Raw genomic sequence first — 16266 nt, forward strand, 5'->3', positions numbered from 1 at the left:
GGCCGCGTGGGCGTGAGCGCCACCCCCGCAAATGTAACAGAAGTGTGCTTACGCGGGCGGGCTACGCCATGCTACGGCGCGGCAAGCGCGGTGGGGCGTGCGGCAAGACGGGGCACGGATGCGGTTCAGGCAGGCTATGGCGGTGTGCGGTGCAGGGCTGCTGGTGATGTTCGGCGCCGGCGAGGCGCGCCCGCAGTTCTTCGGCGCGTTCGGCAGTTCGACCGACAGCCAGCCGCCGGCCGTACCGTTCGATCCCGCGCGCACGCCGCCAGCACCCGATTACGCGGAGCGTTCCGAATGGGTGTCGCTGCCCGACATGCACGATCCGGCCGACGATGGCCCGGCCGGCGTCCGAAAGGTCGATCAGCGCCGCGCGAAGGTGGCGGTGTTCTTCCTCTACCCGACCGTATTCACCAGCGGCGAGCAGTGGAATGCCAGCACGCACGATGCCGATCTCAACGCGCGCGTCGCCGGCACCACGATCCGTGATCAGGCGAGCGTGTTCAACGGCTGCTGCGCGATCTATGCGCCGCGCTACCGGCAGATGACGCTTGGCGGCTACGTGCGGTGGAGCGAGAGCAGCGTGCGCGCGACCGAGGTCGCCTATTCCGACGTAGCGCGCGCGTTCCGGCAGTTCCTGGTGTGGAATCGGGGACGGCCTTTCATCCTTGCCGGGCACAGCCAGGGTTCGCGGCTCGGGCGGCTGCTGATCGAGCGCGAGATCGACGGGCGGCCGGTGGCGCGGCAGATGATCGCGGCATATCTGATCGGTGCCTGGATCGAGCGCGACTGGTTTCGTGCGCTTCGCACGACCCGGCCCTGCCAGCATGCCGACGATACCGGCTGCGTGATCGCGTGGTCGAGTTATGCCGAGGGGCACAATGCCTCGCGCCAGCGCGTGTTCGTGGCCGAGCAATCCGGCTTCCCGACAGACGCGCTCAGGCGACCGCACTATTGCATCAATCCGCTCGACTGGTCGACCGGGGACGCGTGGGCGCCGGCGCGGCTCGACAGGGGCGGGTGGCTGCACGGGTCTGCGGCGCTGCCCCGCGCGGTCGAACCGGGGCTGGTCGCGGCGCGCTGCGATGACGGCGCACTGTACGTGACGGCACCGAGCCGCGCGTTCGTCGACATGATGATCCCGATCGGCAATTATCATAAGGTCGATTACAACCTTGCCTATATGAACCTGCGCGAGAATGCGGAGCTGCGCGCAAAGACGTTCCTGCGGCGGGGCGTGCGCGCTTCCTGAACCTTCAGCCTTCTAGAAAGGGGGAAGGGGAGAGGTTCACCTTCGCCGCACAAAGCGCTATATGCGCCGGCGAACCCACAAGGAATCTCCCCATGTCCCTTCGTCCGTGGCGCGATATCGTCCGTCGTCAGAGCCGCCAGATCATGGTCGGCAACGTTCCCGTCGGCGGCGATGCGCCGGTGACGGTGCAGACGATGACCAACACGCCGACCGAAGATATCAAGGCGACGGTCGACCAGATCCGCCGCTGCGAGGAGGCCGGGGTCGACATCATCCGCGTGTCCTGCCCCGACGTGGAGAGCACGACCGCGCTGAAACAGATCGTGCGCGCTGCCCACGTGCCGATCGTCGCGGACATCCACTTTCACTACAAGCGCGCGCTGGAAGCGGCCGACGCGGGGGCGGCCTGCCTGCGCATCAACCCCGGCAACATCGGCTCGGCGGAACGTGTCAAGGAAGTCGTCAACGCCGCCAAGGCGAACGGCTGCGCGATCCGCATCGGCGTGAACGGCGGTAGTCTTGAAAAGCATCTGCTCGAGAAATACGGCGAGCCTTGCCCGGACGCTTTGGTCGAATCCGCGCTCGACCATATCAAGCTGCTCCAGGATCACGATTTCCACGAATATAAAGTGGCGGTGAAGGCGTCCGACCTGTTCCTCGCGGTCGCCGCCTATCAGCAGCTCGCCGAGGCGGTGGATTGCCCATTGCACCTCGGCATCACCGAGGCGGGCGGGTTCGTCGGCGGGACGGTGAAGTCTGCGATCGGGATCGGTTCGCTGCTGTGGTACGGCATCGGCGACACGCTGCGCGTTTCGCTGTCGGCGGAGCCCGAGGAGGAAGTCCGCGTCGGGTTCGAGATCCTGAAAGCACTCGGCATTCGCAACCGCGGCGTGCGCGTGGTGTCGTGCCCGTCGTGCGCGCGGCAGGGCTTCGACGTGATCCGTACCGTCGAGGCGCTCGAATCGCGGCTCCAGCATATCCGCACGCCGCTTTCGCTGTCGGTGCTCGGCTGCGTGGTCAACGGCCCCGGCGAAGCACGCGAAACCGATATCGGCCTGACCGGCGGCGGCAACGGCAAGCACATGGTGTATCTGTCGGGCGTCACCGCGCACACGATCGGCGACGACGAGATGCTCGACCATATCGTCAAGCTGGTCGAAGCCAAGGCGGCGGAGATGGAAGCGGCGGCGGTGCCGGAGGCGGTGGCGGCGGAATAAGCGCGCTCCTGCATTAACTATCCCCGTCAACGCGCCCGCAAGCGCCACACATTAGCGTCGCGCATATGAAGCTCGCGTTCGCCATCGTCACCGTCGCGGGCATCGCGATCGGGCTTGCCCTGCCGGCCGCGAAGCGTGCCCCGGCGGTGGCGGCAACCGCTCCCGCTGCGCCGGCCGAGGCCACGCCCGTGCCGACCGTGATCGATCGCGCGCCGAGCGGGCATTTCCTGACGGTCGCCAACGTCAACGACGAACCGATCCGCTTCGTTGTCGATACGGGTGCCGACACCGTGGCGTTGACGCAGGACGATGCTCGGCGGGCGCACATCGCCTTCGACCCGGCGCACTTCGAGGTGATCGGTCGCGGTGCGTCCGGCCCGGTGCGCGGGCAGGCGGTGCGGATCGCCGGCATCGATCTCGACGGCAAACGCGCGAGCGACATCAGCGGCGTGGTGTTGGCGGAAAGCGACGTCTCGTTGCTCGGGCAGAGCTATCTGCGGCATATGAGCACCGTCAGCATCAGCGGCGATACGATGCGGATCGACTGATCCACTGGTCTTATCCGCCGGACGCACCATTGCCGGGCGTCTTTGTCGCAGACGGAACGCCGCCCGCACGCTAGAGCGTGCGCGTAATGCGCCCCGCTTCGCCTGTCATGCCTTTTGCCGTTGCGACCGTCGGTATCGCTGTGTTCTCGACGATGGACGCGGTGATGAAGGGGCTTTCGCTTGCGATCGGCGCCTATGATGCGATCCTGTGGCGCAGCGTGGCGGGAACGGTCATCACCGGGACGATCTTCATCGCGACGCGCACCCGCTGGCCGGCACCCGCGGTGTTGCGGGTCCATCTGCTGCGCGGCTGCATCTCGGGTACGATGACGATCCTGTTCTTCTGGGGTCTGGCGCGCGTGCCGATGGCGCAGGCGGTGTCGCTGACGTTCGTCGCACCGCTGGCCGCGATGCTGCTCGCGGCGATCGTGCTGAAGGAGCGGATCGGGCGGGGCGCGCTGATCGGCTCGGGCATCGCCGTCGCCGGCGTCGGCGTGATCTTCGCCGGACAGGCGCGCGCGGACTTGGGGGCGGAGGCGGCGCTCGGCTCGCTGGCGGTGCTGGGTTCAGCATTGTGCTATGCGTGGAACATCGTCCTGATGCGGCAGCAGGCGCAGGTCGCCCGCCCGGTCGAAATCGCGTTCTTCCAGACCGCCATCGTCGCCGCGATCATGCTGGCCGTGGCGCCGGTCTTCGCCACGCTACCGGCGCCTGCGCACTGGCTGGCGCTGGTCGGTGCGGCGATGCTGGCGACGACATCGCTGATGTTGCTGTCCTGGGCCTATGCGCGTGGCCGGGCGAGCGAGCTTGCGCCGAGTGAATATACCGCGTTCATCTGGGCGTCGCTGCTTGGCTGGCTGGTGTTTTCGGAAACGCTGTCGCCGTTTACGCTGGCCGGCGCGGCGCTCATCATCTGCGGGTGTCTGGCCGGGTTGCGCGTCCGTGCGCCGGTGGCCGTGCTGGAGACTGCCTTGTGACCTTGACGATCCGCTTCGCACGCGCTGACGACGTGCCGACCATCATGAGCTTCGTCCACGAACTGGCGGCGTTCGAGAGGGCGCCCGACGCCGTGGTGTCGACCGAGGCGCTGATGCACGCGGCGCTGTTCGGCGCGCAGCCGGCGGCCGAGGCGTTGATCGCGGAGGTCGACGGCGTTCGCGTCGGCATGGCGGTGTTCTACCACACCTTCTCGACGTGGACCGGGCGGCGCGGCATCTGGCTCGACGATCTCTACATCACGCCGGCCGCACGCGGCGCCGGGGCGGGATCGGCGTTGCTGCGGCATCTCGCCGGCGTGGCGGTGGAGCGTGGCTGCGCACGGTTTGAATGGTGGGTGCTCGACTGGAACACGCCCGCTGTCGAACTATACCGCCGGATCGGTGCGGAGGCGATGGATGCGTGGACCGTCCAGCGGCTGTCCGGAACTGCGCTGACGGGGCTGGCGGAACGCTGATAGCGGTCGGCGAGTGGTTGGCGGAGGTATGCGCGCCGCGATCGGTCGCTGGGCGGCGCTGCGATGTAATCGCGATGCGGTAGCGTTGGCGATCCTTGCCGACGATGCCTGAGGGTTAAAGGCGTGTCCCACGGCACGTGGAACACGCCCTCACGTCATCAAACCGCGTGCGGTTCCTTGCCCGACTGCTTGTAACGTTCGATCGATTCCATCACGATGCGCTTGGCATCGTCGGCGCCGAGCCACTTGCCGACGCGGACCCACTTCTTCTTCTCCAAATCCTTGTAGTGGGTGAAGAAGTGTTCGATCTGCTGCATGACGATCTCGGGGAGGTCGCTTCCCTCGCCGATGTTGCTGTAATAGGGGAAGGTCGTGTCGACCGGCACGGTCAGCAGCTTCTCGTCGCCGCCGGCTTCGTCTTCCAGGTTCAGCACCGCGATCGGGCGCACGCGCACCACGCAGCCCGGGATGAACGGCGAACGTGCCACCACCAACGCGTCGAGCGGGTCGCCATCGGGCGACAGCGTGTGCGGGATGAAGCCGTAGTTCGCCGGGTAGCGCATCGGCGTGTGCAGGATGCGATCGACGAACAGTGCGCCGCTCGCCTTGTCGAACTCATACTTCACCGGCTCACCGCCGACGGGAACCTCGATAATGACGTTGAGGTCTTCCGGCGGGTTCTTGCCGGTGGGAATCATGTCGATCCGCATTCTGCTATCCTGTCCTGAGGTGTCTGTGGCAGCCCGTTAGCGCGGTTGCAGTAAGTGATCCAGACCACCCTCTGCGGTGCCGATCTTTTCGAGATGCGGGTAGCGCAGGCCGCCGTGATAATCGATCGCGACGGTTTCGATCCCGTCGTCATGCTTGACCAGCAGCGTGATCGGGGTGGTGCCGGTCTTGGCGGCGGTGATCGCGGCTTTCAGCACGTCGTCGCTATAGGCGGTGCCGTTGACCGCGACGATCGTGTCGCCGGGGGTGAGTGCCGCCTTGAACGCCGGCGTGTCCCAGCCGACCGCGGTGATTTCCGCCTCTTTGCCGACGGTTACACCAAGCGAGTAGCTGTAATCGTTGATCTTGCGCGTCTTCTCGGCTTGTTTCGCATAAGGCGACGGCGTGTCGGTATAGATGAGCTTGTAGCCGTTGGCAGCGAAGCCGGTGATCGGCGCGGGCTGGCCGACCTCGGTCAGCCGCTTCGACAGCAACCCGGCCCAATCGTACGGCTGGATCTGGTTGAGCGTGTTCACCACGTCACTGAACTTGAACGTGACTTCGCCAAAGTCGCCATCGGTCAGACCGAAGAAGGCGCGGGCGAAATCATCGATCGACTTCTTGCCATGCGATTCGCGGCGCAGGATCGAATCGACCTCCATCCACACCAGCAGGCCCTCGTTGTAGTAATCCTCGGAGCGCTGGTAGCTGACCCAGCCGCGCGGGCGGCGCTGCGACATGGTCGGATCGTTGGTGGTATCGATCAGCGGCTTCCAGTTGCGGCCCGGCCGGTTATCGAGCTGCGCGAGGATCCCGGCATACATGTCGAGCGTGTCCTGCTTCGACACGATGCCCGAACGCGCTTGCAGCACATATCCCCAGAACTGCGTCTGGCCTTCGTAGACCCACAGCGAATTGTCGATCATCGGCGTGCGGTAATCGGGCGTCCACAGCTCGGCGCCACGGCGGAACTTGCCGTCCCAGCTATGCGTGTATTCGTGCGGCAGCAGGTTGCGCGGGCCCGGGCCGTCCTTCCAGTTGAGGAAGTAGCCGAGCTTCACGCCGTCCTCCGACGAGCGGTGGTGTTCGAGGCCGATGCCGCCGATCTGGTCGGAGATCGCCAGCAGGAACTCATAGGTGTCGTAATGCTGCGCGCCGAACAGCTTGACCGCCTGGGTGACGAGGCGCTTGTGCGCATCGATCTGTTCGGGCGTGGCGGCGAGTTCGGCGGCATTGTCGGCGAACACGTTGAGGTTCACGCGCGGCGACAGTGCCCACTTCTTGTAATAGCGCCCGGCCAGCACCGGCGAATCGACCAGCGTCTCGTAGTTGGTCACTTGGTAGCGATAGACCGAGCCGTTCGCCGTCGCTGGCAGGCCGGAGGCGGCGGCCCAGCCGGTCGGGTAGGTCACGGTCGCCTGCACCGGGATGTCACGGGTGAAGTAACCGGCCGGATACAGGCTCATCGAGTTCCACTGGAGGCGCAGCAGGTTCTGCGACATCACGATCGAACCCTGATCGCTCTTGGTGGCGGACAGGAATTGCAGCTTGATGTCGAGCGCGTTCGCGCCCTGCGGTACGTCAAGATGGAACGCGGTGACGTCGACCGGGTCACGCGTCCACGGGATTTCCTTACCGCCAGCCATGATGTGCAGCCCGGCGAGCTTGTCGATCTGACCCGTAGGCGAATGGTTGCCCGGCAGCCACTTCGGGAACAGCAGCACCATATGCCCTGCGCTCACGCCGGTGATCGTCTCCTGCGTGGTGAAAATGCCGCGCTTGGTATCGGTCGCGTCGATGTTGAGCGTGACCGTACCGGAAAACGCCACGTCGCGCGGGGCCGGGATCGTATCGACGAACGGCACCGGCTGCGGTTTGGAGTTTTCGGCCCTTGCGGGGGAAATTGCGGCGGGGGAAACGGCGGCAAGGGCGACGAGCGCGAGAGCAAGTGTGCGGTGCATGAAAATCCAGCGAAAGCAGGGATGATGCACCCAGCCTAGACCGGCTGTCGCGCCTCCGTCCAGTCCGTTCGGGCAGTCAGTTCCCGCCGCTGCCGAGCGTGTTGATCGTGAAGGCCAGCACGCCGAGGTTGAACACGAACGCCGCGAGACACTGGCCGAGCACGACGCGGCGCATCCGACGCGAGGTGATCTCCACGTCCGATGTCTGGAACGTCATGCCGAGCGTGAAGCTGAAATACAGAAAATCCCAGTAATCCGGTTCCTGGCATTTCGGGATGTTGAGGCCGCCGGCGTCCTTACCCGAATCCTCGTCCTCGCCGTAGTACAGGTGCGCATAGTGCAGCGCATAAATGGTGTTCGAGAACAGCCACGCCAGCACCAGCGTCGCGACCACCAGCGCGATCACCCACGGGTCGCTTTTGCCCTGCATCTCCTTGCCGACGGCGACGAGAATGATGAGCATCGTGACCCCGGTGAGGACGAGCAGACCGACCCGGTTGGCATCGTTGGTGCGCGTGTTGCGCCGCATCTGGTCGGCCTCGTCATGGCGGAGCAGCGTGGTGACGAGCAGCAGGAAGACGAGGGCGGCGGCATCGAACGCGGCCATCGCGCCCCGGCTCCAGCCGAGCGGCGGGATCGCCGCGATCAGGCCGATGACGAAGATGATGCCAAATGCGATGAAGCGCGGCGGCGCGACTTTCTGGCCAAGGTGGAGGCGTTGCATGGGCTGAGCGCTTGCGCTTTGCGGAGCCGCTTTTCAAGCACGCTGACAGCGCCTACAGGACGCGGCTTTATGGCACGCATCGAAACCCCAAAACGCATCCGCGGCACGCAGGATATTTTCGGCGAGGAACAGCGCCGTTTCGCAACGGTGGTCGACACGTTCGACCGGGTGCGGCGGCTGTATTGTTTTCAGCGGCTCGAGATCCCGGTGTTCGAATCCACCGCCGTGTTCGCGCGCTCGCTCGGCGAGACGACGGACGTGGTGTCGAAGGAGATGTACACGTTCGAGGATCGCGGTGGCGATTCGCTGACGCTGCGCCCGGAGTTCACCGCCGGCATCGCGCGCGCGTATCTGACCGAGGGGTGGCAGCAGTACGCGCCGCTGAAGCTCGCCACGCATGGCCCGGTGTTCCGCTACGAACGCCCGCAGAAGGGCCGCTTCCGCCAGTTCCACCAGATCGACGCCGAGGTGATCGGCGCGGCCGAGCCTGCCGCCGACGTCGAGTTGCTGGTGCTGGCCGATCAGTTGCTGCACGAACTTGGCATTGCCGAGGGCGTGACGTTGCAGCTCAACACGCTGGGCGATGCCGAAACGCGCGATGCGTGGCGCGCCGCGCTGGTGGCGCATTTCGAGGCGCATCGCGGCGATCTGAGCGAGGATAGCCTCGCCCGGCTCGACAAGAATCCCTTACGCATCCTCGATTCCAAAGACCCGCGCGACCGGCCGATTGCCGATGTCGCGCCGGGAATCGACGATTACCTGACCAGCGAGGCCGGCGCGTTCTTCGAAAGCGTGACCAAGGGGCTGGATGCGGCCGGCGTGGCGTGGACGCGCAACGGGCGGCTGGTACGCGGGCTGGATTATTACCGCCATACCGCGTTCGAGTTCGTCACCGACCGGCTCGGCGCGCAGGGGACGGTGCTTGCCGGTGGTCGCTATGACGGGTTGATCGAGAGCCTCGGCGGACCGGCGACGCCGGGTGTCGGCTGGGCGGCGGGAATCGAGCGGCTGGCGATGCTGCTGGCGGAGCCGGCTGTGGAAGCGCTCGATGTGGCAGTCGTGGTCGAGAACCGGGCGTTTGAGATCAGCTCTTTCGCGATGGTGTCGGCGCTGCGGCGAGCCGGATTCAGCGCCGAGTTGTTCGCGTCGGGCAGTCCCAAGAAGCGCTATGATAAGGCGCTGAAGCTGAACCCCGCGATTGCGGTCTCGCTCGATCTTCGCGACGGCGAGGCTCACGTCGGACATCGCATCCTGCGACCGGAGGACGTTGACGCAGCGAAAGTAGAAGCAGTGATTGGCGGCACATCTCAGACATGAGCGGCGGTATCTCCCCCGAACGGATCGCGCAGATCGAGGCGCGGCGCGACGAGTTGCAGGCGCAGATGGCGACCGGCGATTTGCCGTCGGATCGCTTCGTCGCGGTGTCGAAGGAATATGCCGAGTTGGAGCCGGTCGCCCGCGCGGCTGGCGAGGTGCGGCGGCTGCGCGCCGAACTCGACGTGCTGTCCGAGATGGAGGAGGATGGCGATCCCGAGCTGAAGGCGATGGCGCGCGAGGAGATCGACACGATCCGCGCCGCGTTGTCGCGGGCCGAGCGCGCGCTGGCGCTGTCGCTGCTGCCACGCGACGCGGCGGACGAACGCGCGGCGATGCTCGAAATCCGCGCTGGCACCGGCGGGGATGAGGCGGCACTGTTCGCGGGCGACCTGTTCCGCATGTACCAGCGCTATGCCGAGGGGCAGGGCTGGCGGGTCGAGCTGATCTCGGCATCATCGTCGGAAAGCGGCGGCTTCAAGGAGGCGATCGCCTCGGTCGAGGGCAAGGGCGTGTTCGCGCGGCTGAAGTTCGAAAGCGGCGTGCACCGGGTCCAGCGCGTGCCGACCACCGAGGCGGGCGGGCGCATCCACACCTCGGCGGCGACGGTGGCGGTGTTGCCCGAGGCGGAAGACGTCGACATCAAGATCGACGACAAGGATCTGCGCATCGACGTGTACCGGTCGTCCGGGCCGGGCGGGCAATCGGTCAACACCACCGATTCGGCGGTGCGGATCGTCCACATCCCGACCGGCCTGACGGTGATCCAGCAGGACGAGAAATCGCAGCACAAGAACAAGGCCAAGGCGCTCAAGGTGTTGCGCACGCGGCTGTACGAGCAGGAGCGCGAGCGGCTCCATTCCGAACGGGCCGGCGCGCGCAAGTCGATGGTCGGCTCGGGTGATCGATCTGAGCGGATCCGCACCTACAATTTCCCGCAAGGGCGGGTGACCGACCACCGCATCAACCTGACGCTGCACCGCTTGCCGGAAATTCTGGCGGGTGAGATGGACGATCTGATCGGCGCGCTGATCGCCGAGGACGAGGCGGACCGGCTGGCGAGCCTTGATTCGTAACGCAGGGCAGTCTGCCGCATGCTGCGGCAGACCACACCGAAGCGCGGCCGGCGGCGCTTGCGCCGTCCGACGGCGCGGCTTTGCCGCGACGCGCCCCTAATGACCGCCCGCCACGCCATCGCCGCTGCCGCGCGTGATCTCGCGGAGACGTCGCCGACACCGCGTCTCGACGCGGAATTGCTGATGGCGCATGCCATGCGAACGAGCCGCGAAGCCTTGTTGCTAGCCCGGCTCGACGATCCTGCGCCGACCGCGTTCGCCGCGCTGGTCGCACGCCGGCTCGCGCACGAACCGATCGCGTATATCACCGGCTCCCGTGCGTTCTGGACGATCGACCTGGCGGTCGGCCCGGGCGTGCTGGTGCCGCGTGCCGACAGCGAGACGCTGATCGAGGCGGCGATCGACCATTTCGGTGCGGCGCCCCCGAAGACGATACTTGATCTCGGTACCGGACCGGGCACGTTGCTGCTCGCGACGCTGGATCATTGGCGGGACGCGACGGGGCTGGGCGTGGACGCCTCACCAGCGGCGCTCGATTATGCGCGCCGCAACGCCGGCAACCTCGGCATGGCGGCGCGCGCGACGTTCCGGCTGGGCGATTGGGCGGCGGACGTGACCGGACACTTCGACCTGATCCTCGCCAATCCGCCCTATATCGGCACGGACGAGCGGTTGCCGCGCGAGGTGCGCGACCATGAACCGGGTGCGGCGCTGTTCGCGGGCGCGGATGGACTCTACGACTATCGCCGCATCGTTCCACAACTGCGCGCGCTGCTTGCGCCAGGAGGTGCCGCGATCCTGGAGATCGGGGCTACGCAGGCCGACGCCGTTTCCGAACTGCTCGACGCTGCCGGATTTACCGTCGCGTTGCGCCGTGACCTCGCCGGGCACGCGCGGGCGGTGATCGCCACTTGATCTGTCGCAGCGCGAAAACAATATTGTGCTTGGAGAATGCTGCGTCACCCGCTATCGAAGGGGTGTTGGGGCACGCGATACCACCTTCACGGGTTGAGATCGGCCGGTTGCCCGCCCCCTTCGTCATGCAATCGCTGTGGTCCGGCGATCGTGGCAGGCTTTCGGCGCCCTGATGTGGCGTCAGAATGGCCGAGGGGCTTGCATTCACAGGTTCGTGGAGCACACGCCGGTTTGGTTTCGTAGGACAGGACGAAAAGCAGTTGATCAACAATCGTCAAGCCGGCCGTCGTCGCGGTCGTGGCGGGCAGCAGCAGCGCCCGCAGGGTGGTAATTCGGGGCGTGGCCAGGACACTGGCAATCGTATCGACAACCGGGCGCGTGGCAACGCGGCGCAGCTGCTTGAGAAATACAAGGCGCTGGCGCGCGATGCGCAGATGCAGGGCGACCGCGTCAACATCGAATATTACCTCCAGTTCGCGGACCATTATTTCCGCGTGCTGGCCGAGACGCGCTCACGCTTCGAGGAGAACAACCAGGCGCAGCAGCAGGGCCGTCGGCCCGGTGGCGCCAACACGTTCGACCAGGACGAGCAGGATTACGAGGACGAGGGTGAGCCCGCCGGCAACGAGCAACAGCCGCGCCAGCAGAACGGCAACGGCCACGTTCAAAACGGCGGCCATAATGGTCAGGGCCAGCAGGGTAACCAGACCGGTCAGGACGGCTCGCAGCGTGGTGAGGGACGGGGTCAGTATGGCGATGCCCAGCGCGGCCGCGGCAACGACGAGGAACGCCCGCGCCGCGTGAACGCCGAGGGTGGCGAGCGCCCGCAGCGGCAGGATCGCCAGGACTATCGTCAGGAACGCGGCACCGAGGATTGTCGCCCGCAGCGCGATGGCAACCGACAGGAAGCGCGTCAGGACGCTCGGCAGGAAGGGCGTCAGGACAATCGCCCGGATACGCGCGGTGAGGCACGTGCCGAAGAAGGCCGCGCCGAGCAGCAGCCTGCGGTAGAGCCGGAAACCGCCGGCGTAGTTGCCGAAGTGTCGACGGTCGAGGCACCGCAGGCCGAGGCGCCGGCCGCCGAGCCGCGCCGTCGTGGCCGTCCGCGTCGGGTCTTGCCGGCTGAGGGTGAGGCCGCGCCGACGTTCGACGCCGGGTTGCTGCCGCCGTCGCTCACCGCCGCACCGGTGCCCGCGCCGAGTGAGGCGAGCGAGGTTGCCCCTGCTGCGACGGACGGCGAGGCGGAGAAACCGCGCCGCCGCCGTGGTCGTCCGCCCGCGACCGCGCCCGTCGAAGCGTAGATCTTCCCCAATCGGCGATTTCTCGAGCCGCATTGTCATCCCCGCGTAGCAGCCGTAGCGCAACGCTAACGGCCAGAACGGGGGAGATGGCGATGCGGCTTTCGATTTGTGGCGGGGTGCTTGCGTTGATCGCCGGACCCGCCTTTGCGCAGTCCGCGCCCGCTGGCCCGAGCCGGCAGGGCGATGTCGCGGTCACCATCTACAACAACGATCTCGCGCTGGTGCAGGACACGCGGCAGATGACGCTACCGCGCGGTATCAGCCGCGAGGAATTTCCCGACGTGTCCGCGCAAATTCGGCCAGAGACCGTCACCCTCGCCGCGCCCGACGCGGGCATCGTCGAACAGAATTTCGACTACGACCTGCTTTCCCCCAACGCGCTGATGAACAAGGCGGTCGGCCAGACCGTGACGGTGGTGCGGACCAATCCCGCCACCGGCACCGAAACGCGCGAGAGTGCGCGCGTACTGGCCAACAACGGCGGCACGATCGTCCAGATCGGCGATCGCATTGAGGTTCTGCGTGACAATGCGCATGTCGTGTTCCCGGCGCTGCCGCCGGGACTGCGGGCGCGACCGACGCTGTCGATCACGCTCGACGCGGCGATCGCCGGAACGCGGCCGGTGACGCTCAGCTATCTGTCGCGCGGGCTCGCGTGGAAGGCGGATTACGTCGCCTTGTTCGACGCACGCGCCGGTAAGCTCGACGTGCAGGGCTGGATCACGCTGTCGAACACCAGCGGTACGACGTTCGCGAACGCCAAGACGCTGCTGGTGGCGGGTACGGTCGGTGGCGACGACAACGACACCTACCGGCCCAACCGGTTCGGCAACACCGGTCCGCGCGGCAATAAGTCAGGCACGGAAACGTCGTCGCGTGAACAGCTCGGCGATTTCTACGTCTATCCGCTGCGTGACCGCACCACGATCGCAAACGCGCAGACCAAGCAGGTCAGTTTCCTCAACGCGACCGGCGTGCCCGCCAGCAAGGCGTATTCCTACCGCAACAGCTGGCTCGGCAAGCTCAGCGAGGCGCAGAGCGTTGACACCGTGCTGCAATTCTCCGCCGCGAAGGAGGGTGGGCTGGGGGATGCGCTGCCGGCCGGCACGGTGCGGGTGTATATGCGCGACGTGCGGGGCAGCCCGCAGTTCATCGGCGAAAGCGCGATCCCGCATACGCCGATGGGATCCGCGCTCGCGCTGAAGACGGGCGAGGCGTTCGACGTGAAGATCCTGCCCACCGTCGAGAAGCGCGAGCGGGTCGGCGACGAACGGTGGCGCACGACGATGCGCTACCAGTTCACCAACGCGCGTAGCGACGCCGCCATGGTGGAACTCGCGCAGGCTGGACTCGACGGCGGGGGGCACGACACGCGCATTGTCGAGGAGAGCCAGAAGAGCGAGCGGCCGGGTGCGGACGAGGCGGTGTGGCGGGTGACTGTCCCCGCCAACGGCTCGGCGACGCTGACCGCGACCTTCGACACCCGCTATTGATGCCGCGCGTGCGGAGGGCCCTTGCCCTGCTGGCGGTTCTCGCCGCGCCGGCGGCTGGGCAGGAGCCGCCGGCGATCGACTCTCCGGCACCCGCCGGGCTGGCGGTGACGATCTACCGCGCGCCCGACCGTGCGGCGAAGACGGCGATCGATCGCAATTGGGCACGCGGCTATGCGCTGATTACCGAACGGCGCACGCTGACGCTGCCGGCGGGGCCAGCGGTGGTGCGCTTTCAGGGCGTGGCGGCGGGGATCCTGCCGGAAAGTGCGATCGTCAGCGGCTTGCCCGACGGCGTACGCGAAAAGAACCTGGACGCCGATCTTTTGTCGCCGCGCACGCTGTATGCGGCGAGCTTCGGCCGCCCGGTGACGATCCGCCGTCATATCGGCAAGCAGGTGCGCGAGGAGGAAGGTATCCTCCGCTCCGGCCCGGATGGCGCGGCGATCGTTCAGACCGCGCAGGGGTTCGAGGCGGTCGACTGTCACGGCGGGCAGGGGGCGATCGGGTATCACGGCGTGCCGCCCGCGCTGCCCGCCAAGCCGACGCTGTCGATCCTGCTCGACTCGCCAGTCGCGCGCACGGTGACGGTCACGCTGTCCTACCTCGCCTGGGGGTTCGACTGGCAGGCCAATTACGTCGCGACACTCAGCCCGGATGGCGCGCATGCCGATCTGGTCGCCTGGCTGACGCTGGCGAGCAGCGATGTCACGGGCTTTCCAGATGCCGAGACGATGGTGGTTGCGGGCACGGTGAAGCGTGAGGGGCGCGCGCCGTATGCGTGGGAGCGTAGCGGTATTCGGTCGATCGCGTTGCAATGTCTGTCTGCGCCGGAGGTAAAGGAGGAAACGATGCATTTACTTGCCCTACCACCGCCGCCACCGCCGCCGATGGCGGCGATGGATATCGTCGTGACGGGTGCGCGAATGGCGGTTCAGGAGGATCTGGGCGATCTCAAGCTGTACCGTGTTCCTGACCGTACGACCGTCGCGGCGCGGGCGCAGAAGCAGGTCGCGTTGCTCCATCGCGGCGCCGTGCCGGTCGAGGTGTTCTACCGGGTGCGCTTGCGCGAGGGCAATCCCGGCCCGGTCCGCACCGTGCTGCGTGCGCGCAACCGCAAGGATGCCGGCCTTGGACTACCGCTGCCGGCAGGTCCGGTCGCGGTCTTCGCACCGCGCGCCGGCGTGCCGCTGCTGGTAGGCGAGGGGGGCATCGCCGACAAGGCGATCGGCGAGGATGTCGAGATCGACGTCGCCAACGCGACGCAAGTGACCGTCGAGGCGGTCCACGCGGCCAGCGGCAAGCATTGGAAGGAATACGGGCTGATCGTCCGCAATGCGAACCCTCGGCCGATCCGGTTCGAGGCGGAAATCCTCGCCGTACCGGGTCGCGTCCGTAAAGCTTCGGTCACTCCCGTGCGCCGCGACGGAGCCCTGCGTTTGCCGGTGACGGTACCGGCAAACGGACGTGTCACGTTGCGATACCGGCAGATCGACGATGATTGATCGTCAGCCGTCGAACCTTTCAACGGCTTCGTCATGGCCGGTACCCGAGCTGAAAAAGCTTAACCCCATCAGCACAGCACCCAGCATGATCGACCCGCCACCACCGCCGATCACCGCCAGGATCGCTACCCACGACAGTGGTCCGTAAGCCATCTCCAGCGCCCAAATCGCTAGGGCGATGAAGATCGCGGTGCCGACCGCCATCCAGCCAAGGATGCGCCGGAAGCGCGCCCAAGCGAACGCGGCCGCATCGGGTTTGTCGAGGGCTGATGGTTGCACGTCCACGCTTGCGCTTTGATCCCGAAAGGAGGAGTCTTTCAAGCCCGGCGAGACTCGAAATGAGCCGCTGACGCACATGGGCCAAGGAGAGGATGCCATGACTATCAAAGCGATTCTGCAAGCAAAGGGCGATGCCGTAACCGCGATCGCCCGAACCGCCACCGTTGCCGAAGCGGTGGCGTTGCTCGCGCAGCATCGTATCGGCGCGGTACCGGTGCTGGATGGTGAGGATGTCGTCGGCATCTTTTCCGAGCGGGACGTGATCCATGCGCTGGCGGAACACGGCGCGTCAGCGCTGGAGCGGGCAGTGGGTGACGTGATGACGGCCCCGGCAATCACGGTGACGCGCGATGAGGCGGCGCTTGGCGCGCTGTCGCTGATGACGCGTCGACGCATCCGCCACTTACCGGTCGTGGAGGAAGGGCGGATGATCGGCCTCATCTCAATCGGGGATCTCGTAAAATATCGGATCGACCGGATCGAAGCGGATGCCGAGGCAATGCGGACCTACATTCAGGCATCC

16 protein-coding genes are annotated in these 16266 nt (G+C 66.6%); 12 read left to right on the forward strand and 4 right to left on the reverse strand.

Features of this window, described 5'->3' with window-relative positions; translation table 11 throughout:
• Positions 1 to 118 precede the first annotated feature (118 nt).
• The 5 genes from L8F97_RS10055 (at position 119) to L8F97_RS10075 (ending at position 4470) form a co-directional block, all read left to right on the forward strand.
• Entirely contained in the window at positions 119 to 1252 is a 1134-nt protein-coding gene (locus L8F97_RS10055) for a DUF3089 domain-containing protein (RefSeq protein WP_242149029.1), read from the forward strand.
• Positions 1253 to 1344: 92 nt separating this feature from the next.
• On the forward strand, positions 1345 to 2469 hold the full coding sequence (gene ispG, locus L8F97_RS10060; RefSeq protein ID WP_242149031.1) for a flavodoxin-dependent (E)-4-hydroxy-3-methylbut-2-enyl-diphosphate synthase: 1125 nt from the start codon (positions 1345 to 1347) through the stop codon (positions 2467 to 2469).
• Between the two features lie 65 nt (positions 2470 to 2534).
• Positions 2535 to 3017, forward strand: coding sequence for a TIGR02281 family clan AA aspartic protease (locus L8F97_RS10065; protein WP_242149032.1), 483 nt, complete (start codon positions 2535 to 2537; stop codon positions 3015 to 3017).
• Positions 3018 to 3124: 107 nt separating this feature from the next.
• Complete coding sequence (locus L8F97_RS10070; protein ID WP_242149034.1) at positions 3125 to 3994, forward strand: DMT family transporter; 870 nt, start codon at positions 3125 to 3127, stop codon at positions 3992 to 3994.
• A gap of 44 nt (positions 3995 to 4038) precedes the next feature.
• Positions 4039 to 4470: a GNAT family N-acetyltransferase gene (locus L8F97_RS10075; protein ID WP_242149099.1), complete on the forward strand. Its 432-nt coding sequence runs from the start codon at positions 4039 to 4041 to the stop codon at positions 4468 to 4470.
• Between the two features lie 158 nt (positions 4471 to 4628).
• Here the strand turns inward: L8F97_RS10075 and ppa are convergent, their stop codons facing one another.
• The 3 genes from ppa to L8F97_RS10090 all read right to left on the reverse strand — a co-directional run bounded on the left by ppa (position 4629) and on the right by L8F97_RS10090 (position 7863).
• Positions 4629 to 5180 carry an inorganic diphosphatase gene (gene ppa / locus L8F97_RS10080; RefSeq protein WP_242149036.1) on the reverse strand — a complete coding sequence of 184 codons (552 nt, stop codon included), beginning with the start codon at positions 5178 to 5180 and terminating at the stop codon, positions 4629 to 4631.
• A 36-nt stretch (positions 5181 to 5216) separates the two neighbouring features.
• Positions 5217 to 7139: a M61 family metallopeptidase gene (locus tag L8F97_RS10085; protein WP_242149038.1), complete on the reverse strand. Its 1923-nt coding sequence runs from the start codon at positions 7137 to 7139 to the stop codon at positions 5217 to 5219.
• A 76-nt stretch (positions 7140 to 7215) separates the two neighbouring features.
• Complete coding sequence (locus L8F97_RS10090) at positions 7216 to 7863, reverse strand: DUF1345 domain-containing protein (protein ID WP_242149040.1); 648 nt, start codon at positions 7861 to 7863, stop codon at positions 7216 to 7218.
• A gap of 69 nt (positions 7864 to 7932) precedes the next feature.
• Here L8F97_RS10090 and hisS point away from each other — a divergent pair, with 69 nt between their 5' ends.
• From hisS to L8F97_RS10120, 6 genes are all read left to right on the forward strand, one after another.
• The gene (gene hisS, locus L8F97_RS10095) at positions 7933 to 9180 is read left to right on the forward strand and encodes a histidine--tRNA ligase (RefSeq protein ID WP_242149042.1); all 1248 of its coding nucleotides are present in this window, start codon (positions 7933 to 7935) and stop codon (positions 9178 to 9180) included.
• Positions 9177 to 10253: a peptide chain release factor 1 gene (gene prfA / locus L8F97_RS10100; protein WP_242149044.1), complete on the forward strand. Its 1077-nt coding sequence runs from the start codon at positions 9177 to 9179 to the stop codon at positions 10251 to 10253. Before hisS ends, prfA begins: the two co-directional genes overlap by 4 nt.
• A gap of 99 nt (positions 10254 to 10352) precedes the next feature.
• On the forward strand, positions 10353 to 11168 hold the full coding sequence (gene prmC, locus L8F97_RS10105) for a peptide chain release factor N(5)-glutamine methyltransferase (RefSeq protein ID WP_242149046.1): 816 nt from the start codon (positions 10353 to 10355) through the stop codon (positions 11166 to 11168).
• Positions 11169 to 11428: 260 nt separating this feature from the next.
• On the forward strand, positions 11429 to 12469 hold the full coding sequence (locus L8F97_RS10110; protein WP_242149048.1) for a DUF4167 domain-containing protein: 1041 nt from the start codon (positions 11429 to 11431) through the stop codon (positions 12467 to 12469).
• 92 nt (positions 12470 to 12561) lie between these two features.
• Positions 12562 to 13962, forward strand: a complete 1401-nt coding sequence (locus tag L8F97_RS10115; RefSeq protein WP_242149050.1) for a DUF4139 domain-containing protein — start codon at positions 12562 to 12564, stop codon at positions 13960 to 13962.
• Positions 13962 to 15464: a DUF4139 domain-containing protein gene (locus L8F97_RS10120; protein WP_242149052.1), complete on the forward strand. Its 1503-nt coding sequence runs from the start codon at positions 13962 to 13964 to the stop codon at positions 15462 to 15464. The genes L8F97_RS10115 and L8F97_RS10120 overlap by 1 nt, the downstream gene beginning before the upstream one ends.
• Positions 15465 to 15467: 3 nt before the next feature.
• Here the strand turns inward: L8F97_RS10120 and L8F97_RS10125 are convergent, their stop codons facing one another.
• Positions 15468 to 15743: a hypothetical protein gene (locus L8F97_RS10125; RefSeq protein WP_313931944.1), complete on the reverse strand. Its 276-nt coding sequence runs from the start codon at positions 15741 to 15743 to the stop codon at positions 15468 to 15470.
• A 97-nt stretch (positions 15744 to 15840) separates the two neighbouring features.
• Here L8F97_RS10125 and L8F97_RS10130 point away from each other — a divergent pair.
• Positions 15841 to 16266: CBS domain-containing protein (locus L8F97_RS10130; protein ID WP_242149055.1), on the forward strand; the 426-nt coding region annotated here is incomplete at its 3' end.

This window comes from Sphingomonas sp. BAUL-RG-20F-R05-02 (genome assembly GCF_022662305.1).
Lineage (GTDB): Bacteria > Pseudomonadota > Alphaproteobacteria > Sphingomonadales > Sphingomonadaceae > Sphingomonas.

Excerpts from the sequence above, each read along its gene's own strand:
- ispG (WP_242149031.1), top strand. The coding sequence starts at position 1,345 with ATGTCCCTTCGTCCGTGGCGCGATATCGTCCGTCGTCAGAGCCGCCAG.
- prfA (WP_242149044.1), top strand. The coding sequence starts at position 9,177 with ATGAGCGGCGGTATCTCCCCCGAACGGATCGCGCAGATCGAGGCGCGG.
- L8F97_RS10120 (WP_242149052.1), top strand. The coding sequence starts at position 13,962 with ATGCCGCGCGTGCGGAGGGCCCTTGCCCTGCTGGCGGTTCTCGCCGCG.
- L8F97_RS10090 (WP_242149040.1), bottom strand. The coding sequence starts at position 7,863 with ATGCAACGCCTCCACCTTGGCCAGAAAGTCGCGCCGCCGCGCTTCATC.
- L8F97_RS10115 (WP_242149050.1), top strand. The coding sequence starts at position 12,562 with ATGCGGCTTTCGATTTGTGGCGGGGTGCTTGCGTTGATCGCCGGACCC.
- L8F97_RS10075 (WP_242149099.1), top strand. The coding sequence starts at position 4,039 with ATGAGCTTCGTCCACGAACTGGCGGCGTTCGAGAGGGCGCCCGACGCC.
- L8F97_RS10055 (WP_242149029.1), top strand. The coding sequence starts at position 119 with ATGCGGTTCAGGCAGGCTATGGCGGTGTGCGGTGCAGGGCTGCTGGTG.
- prmC (WP_242149046.1), top strand. The coding sequence starts at position 10,353 with ATGACCGCCCGCCACGCCATCGCCGCTGCCGCGCGTGATCTCGCGGAG.
- hisS (WP_242149042.1), top strand. The coding sequence starts at position 7,933 with ATGGCACGCATCGAAACCCCAAAACGCATCCGCGGCACGCAGGATATT.
- ppa (WP_242149036.1), bottom strand. The coding sequence starts at position 5,180 with ATGCGGATCGACATGATTCCCACCGGCAAGAACCCGCCGGAAGACCTC.
- L8F97_RS10085 (WP_242149038.1), bottom strand. The coding sequence starts at position 7,139 with ATGCACCGCACACTTGCTCTCGCGCTCGTCGCCCTTGCCGCCGTTTCC.
- L8F97_RS10070 (WP_242149034.1), top strand. The coding sequence starts at position 3,125 with ATGCCTTTTGCCGTTGCGACCGTCGGTATCGCTGTGTTCTCGACGATG.
- L8F97_RS10065 (WP_242149032.1), top strand. The coding sequence starts at position 2,535 with ATGAAGCTCGCGTTCGCCATCGTCACCGTCGCGGGCATCGCGATCGGG.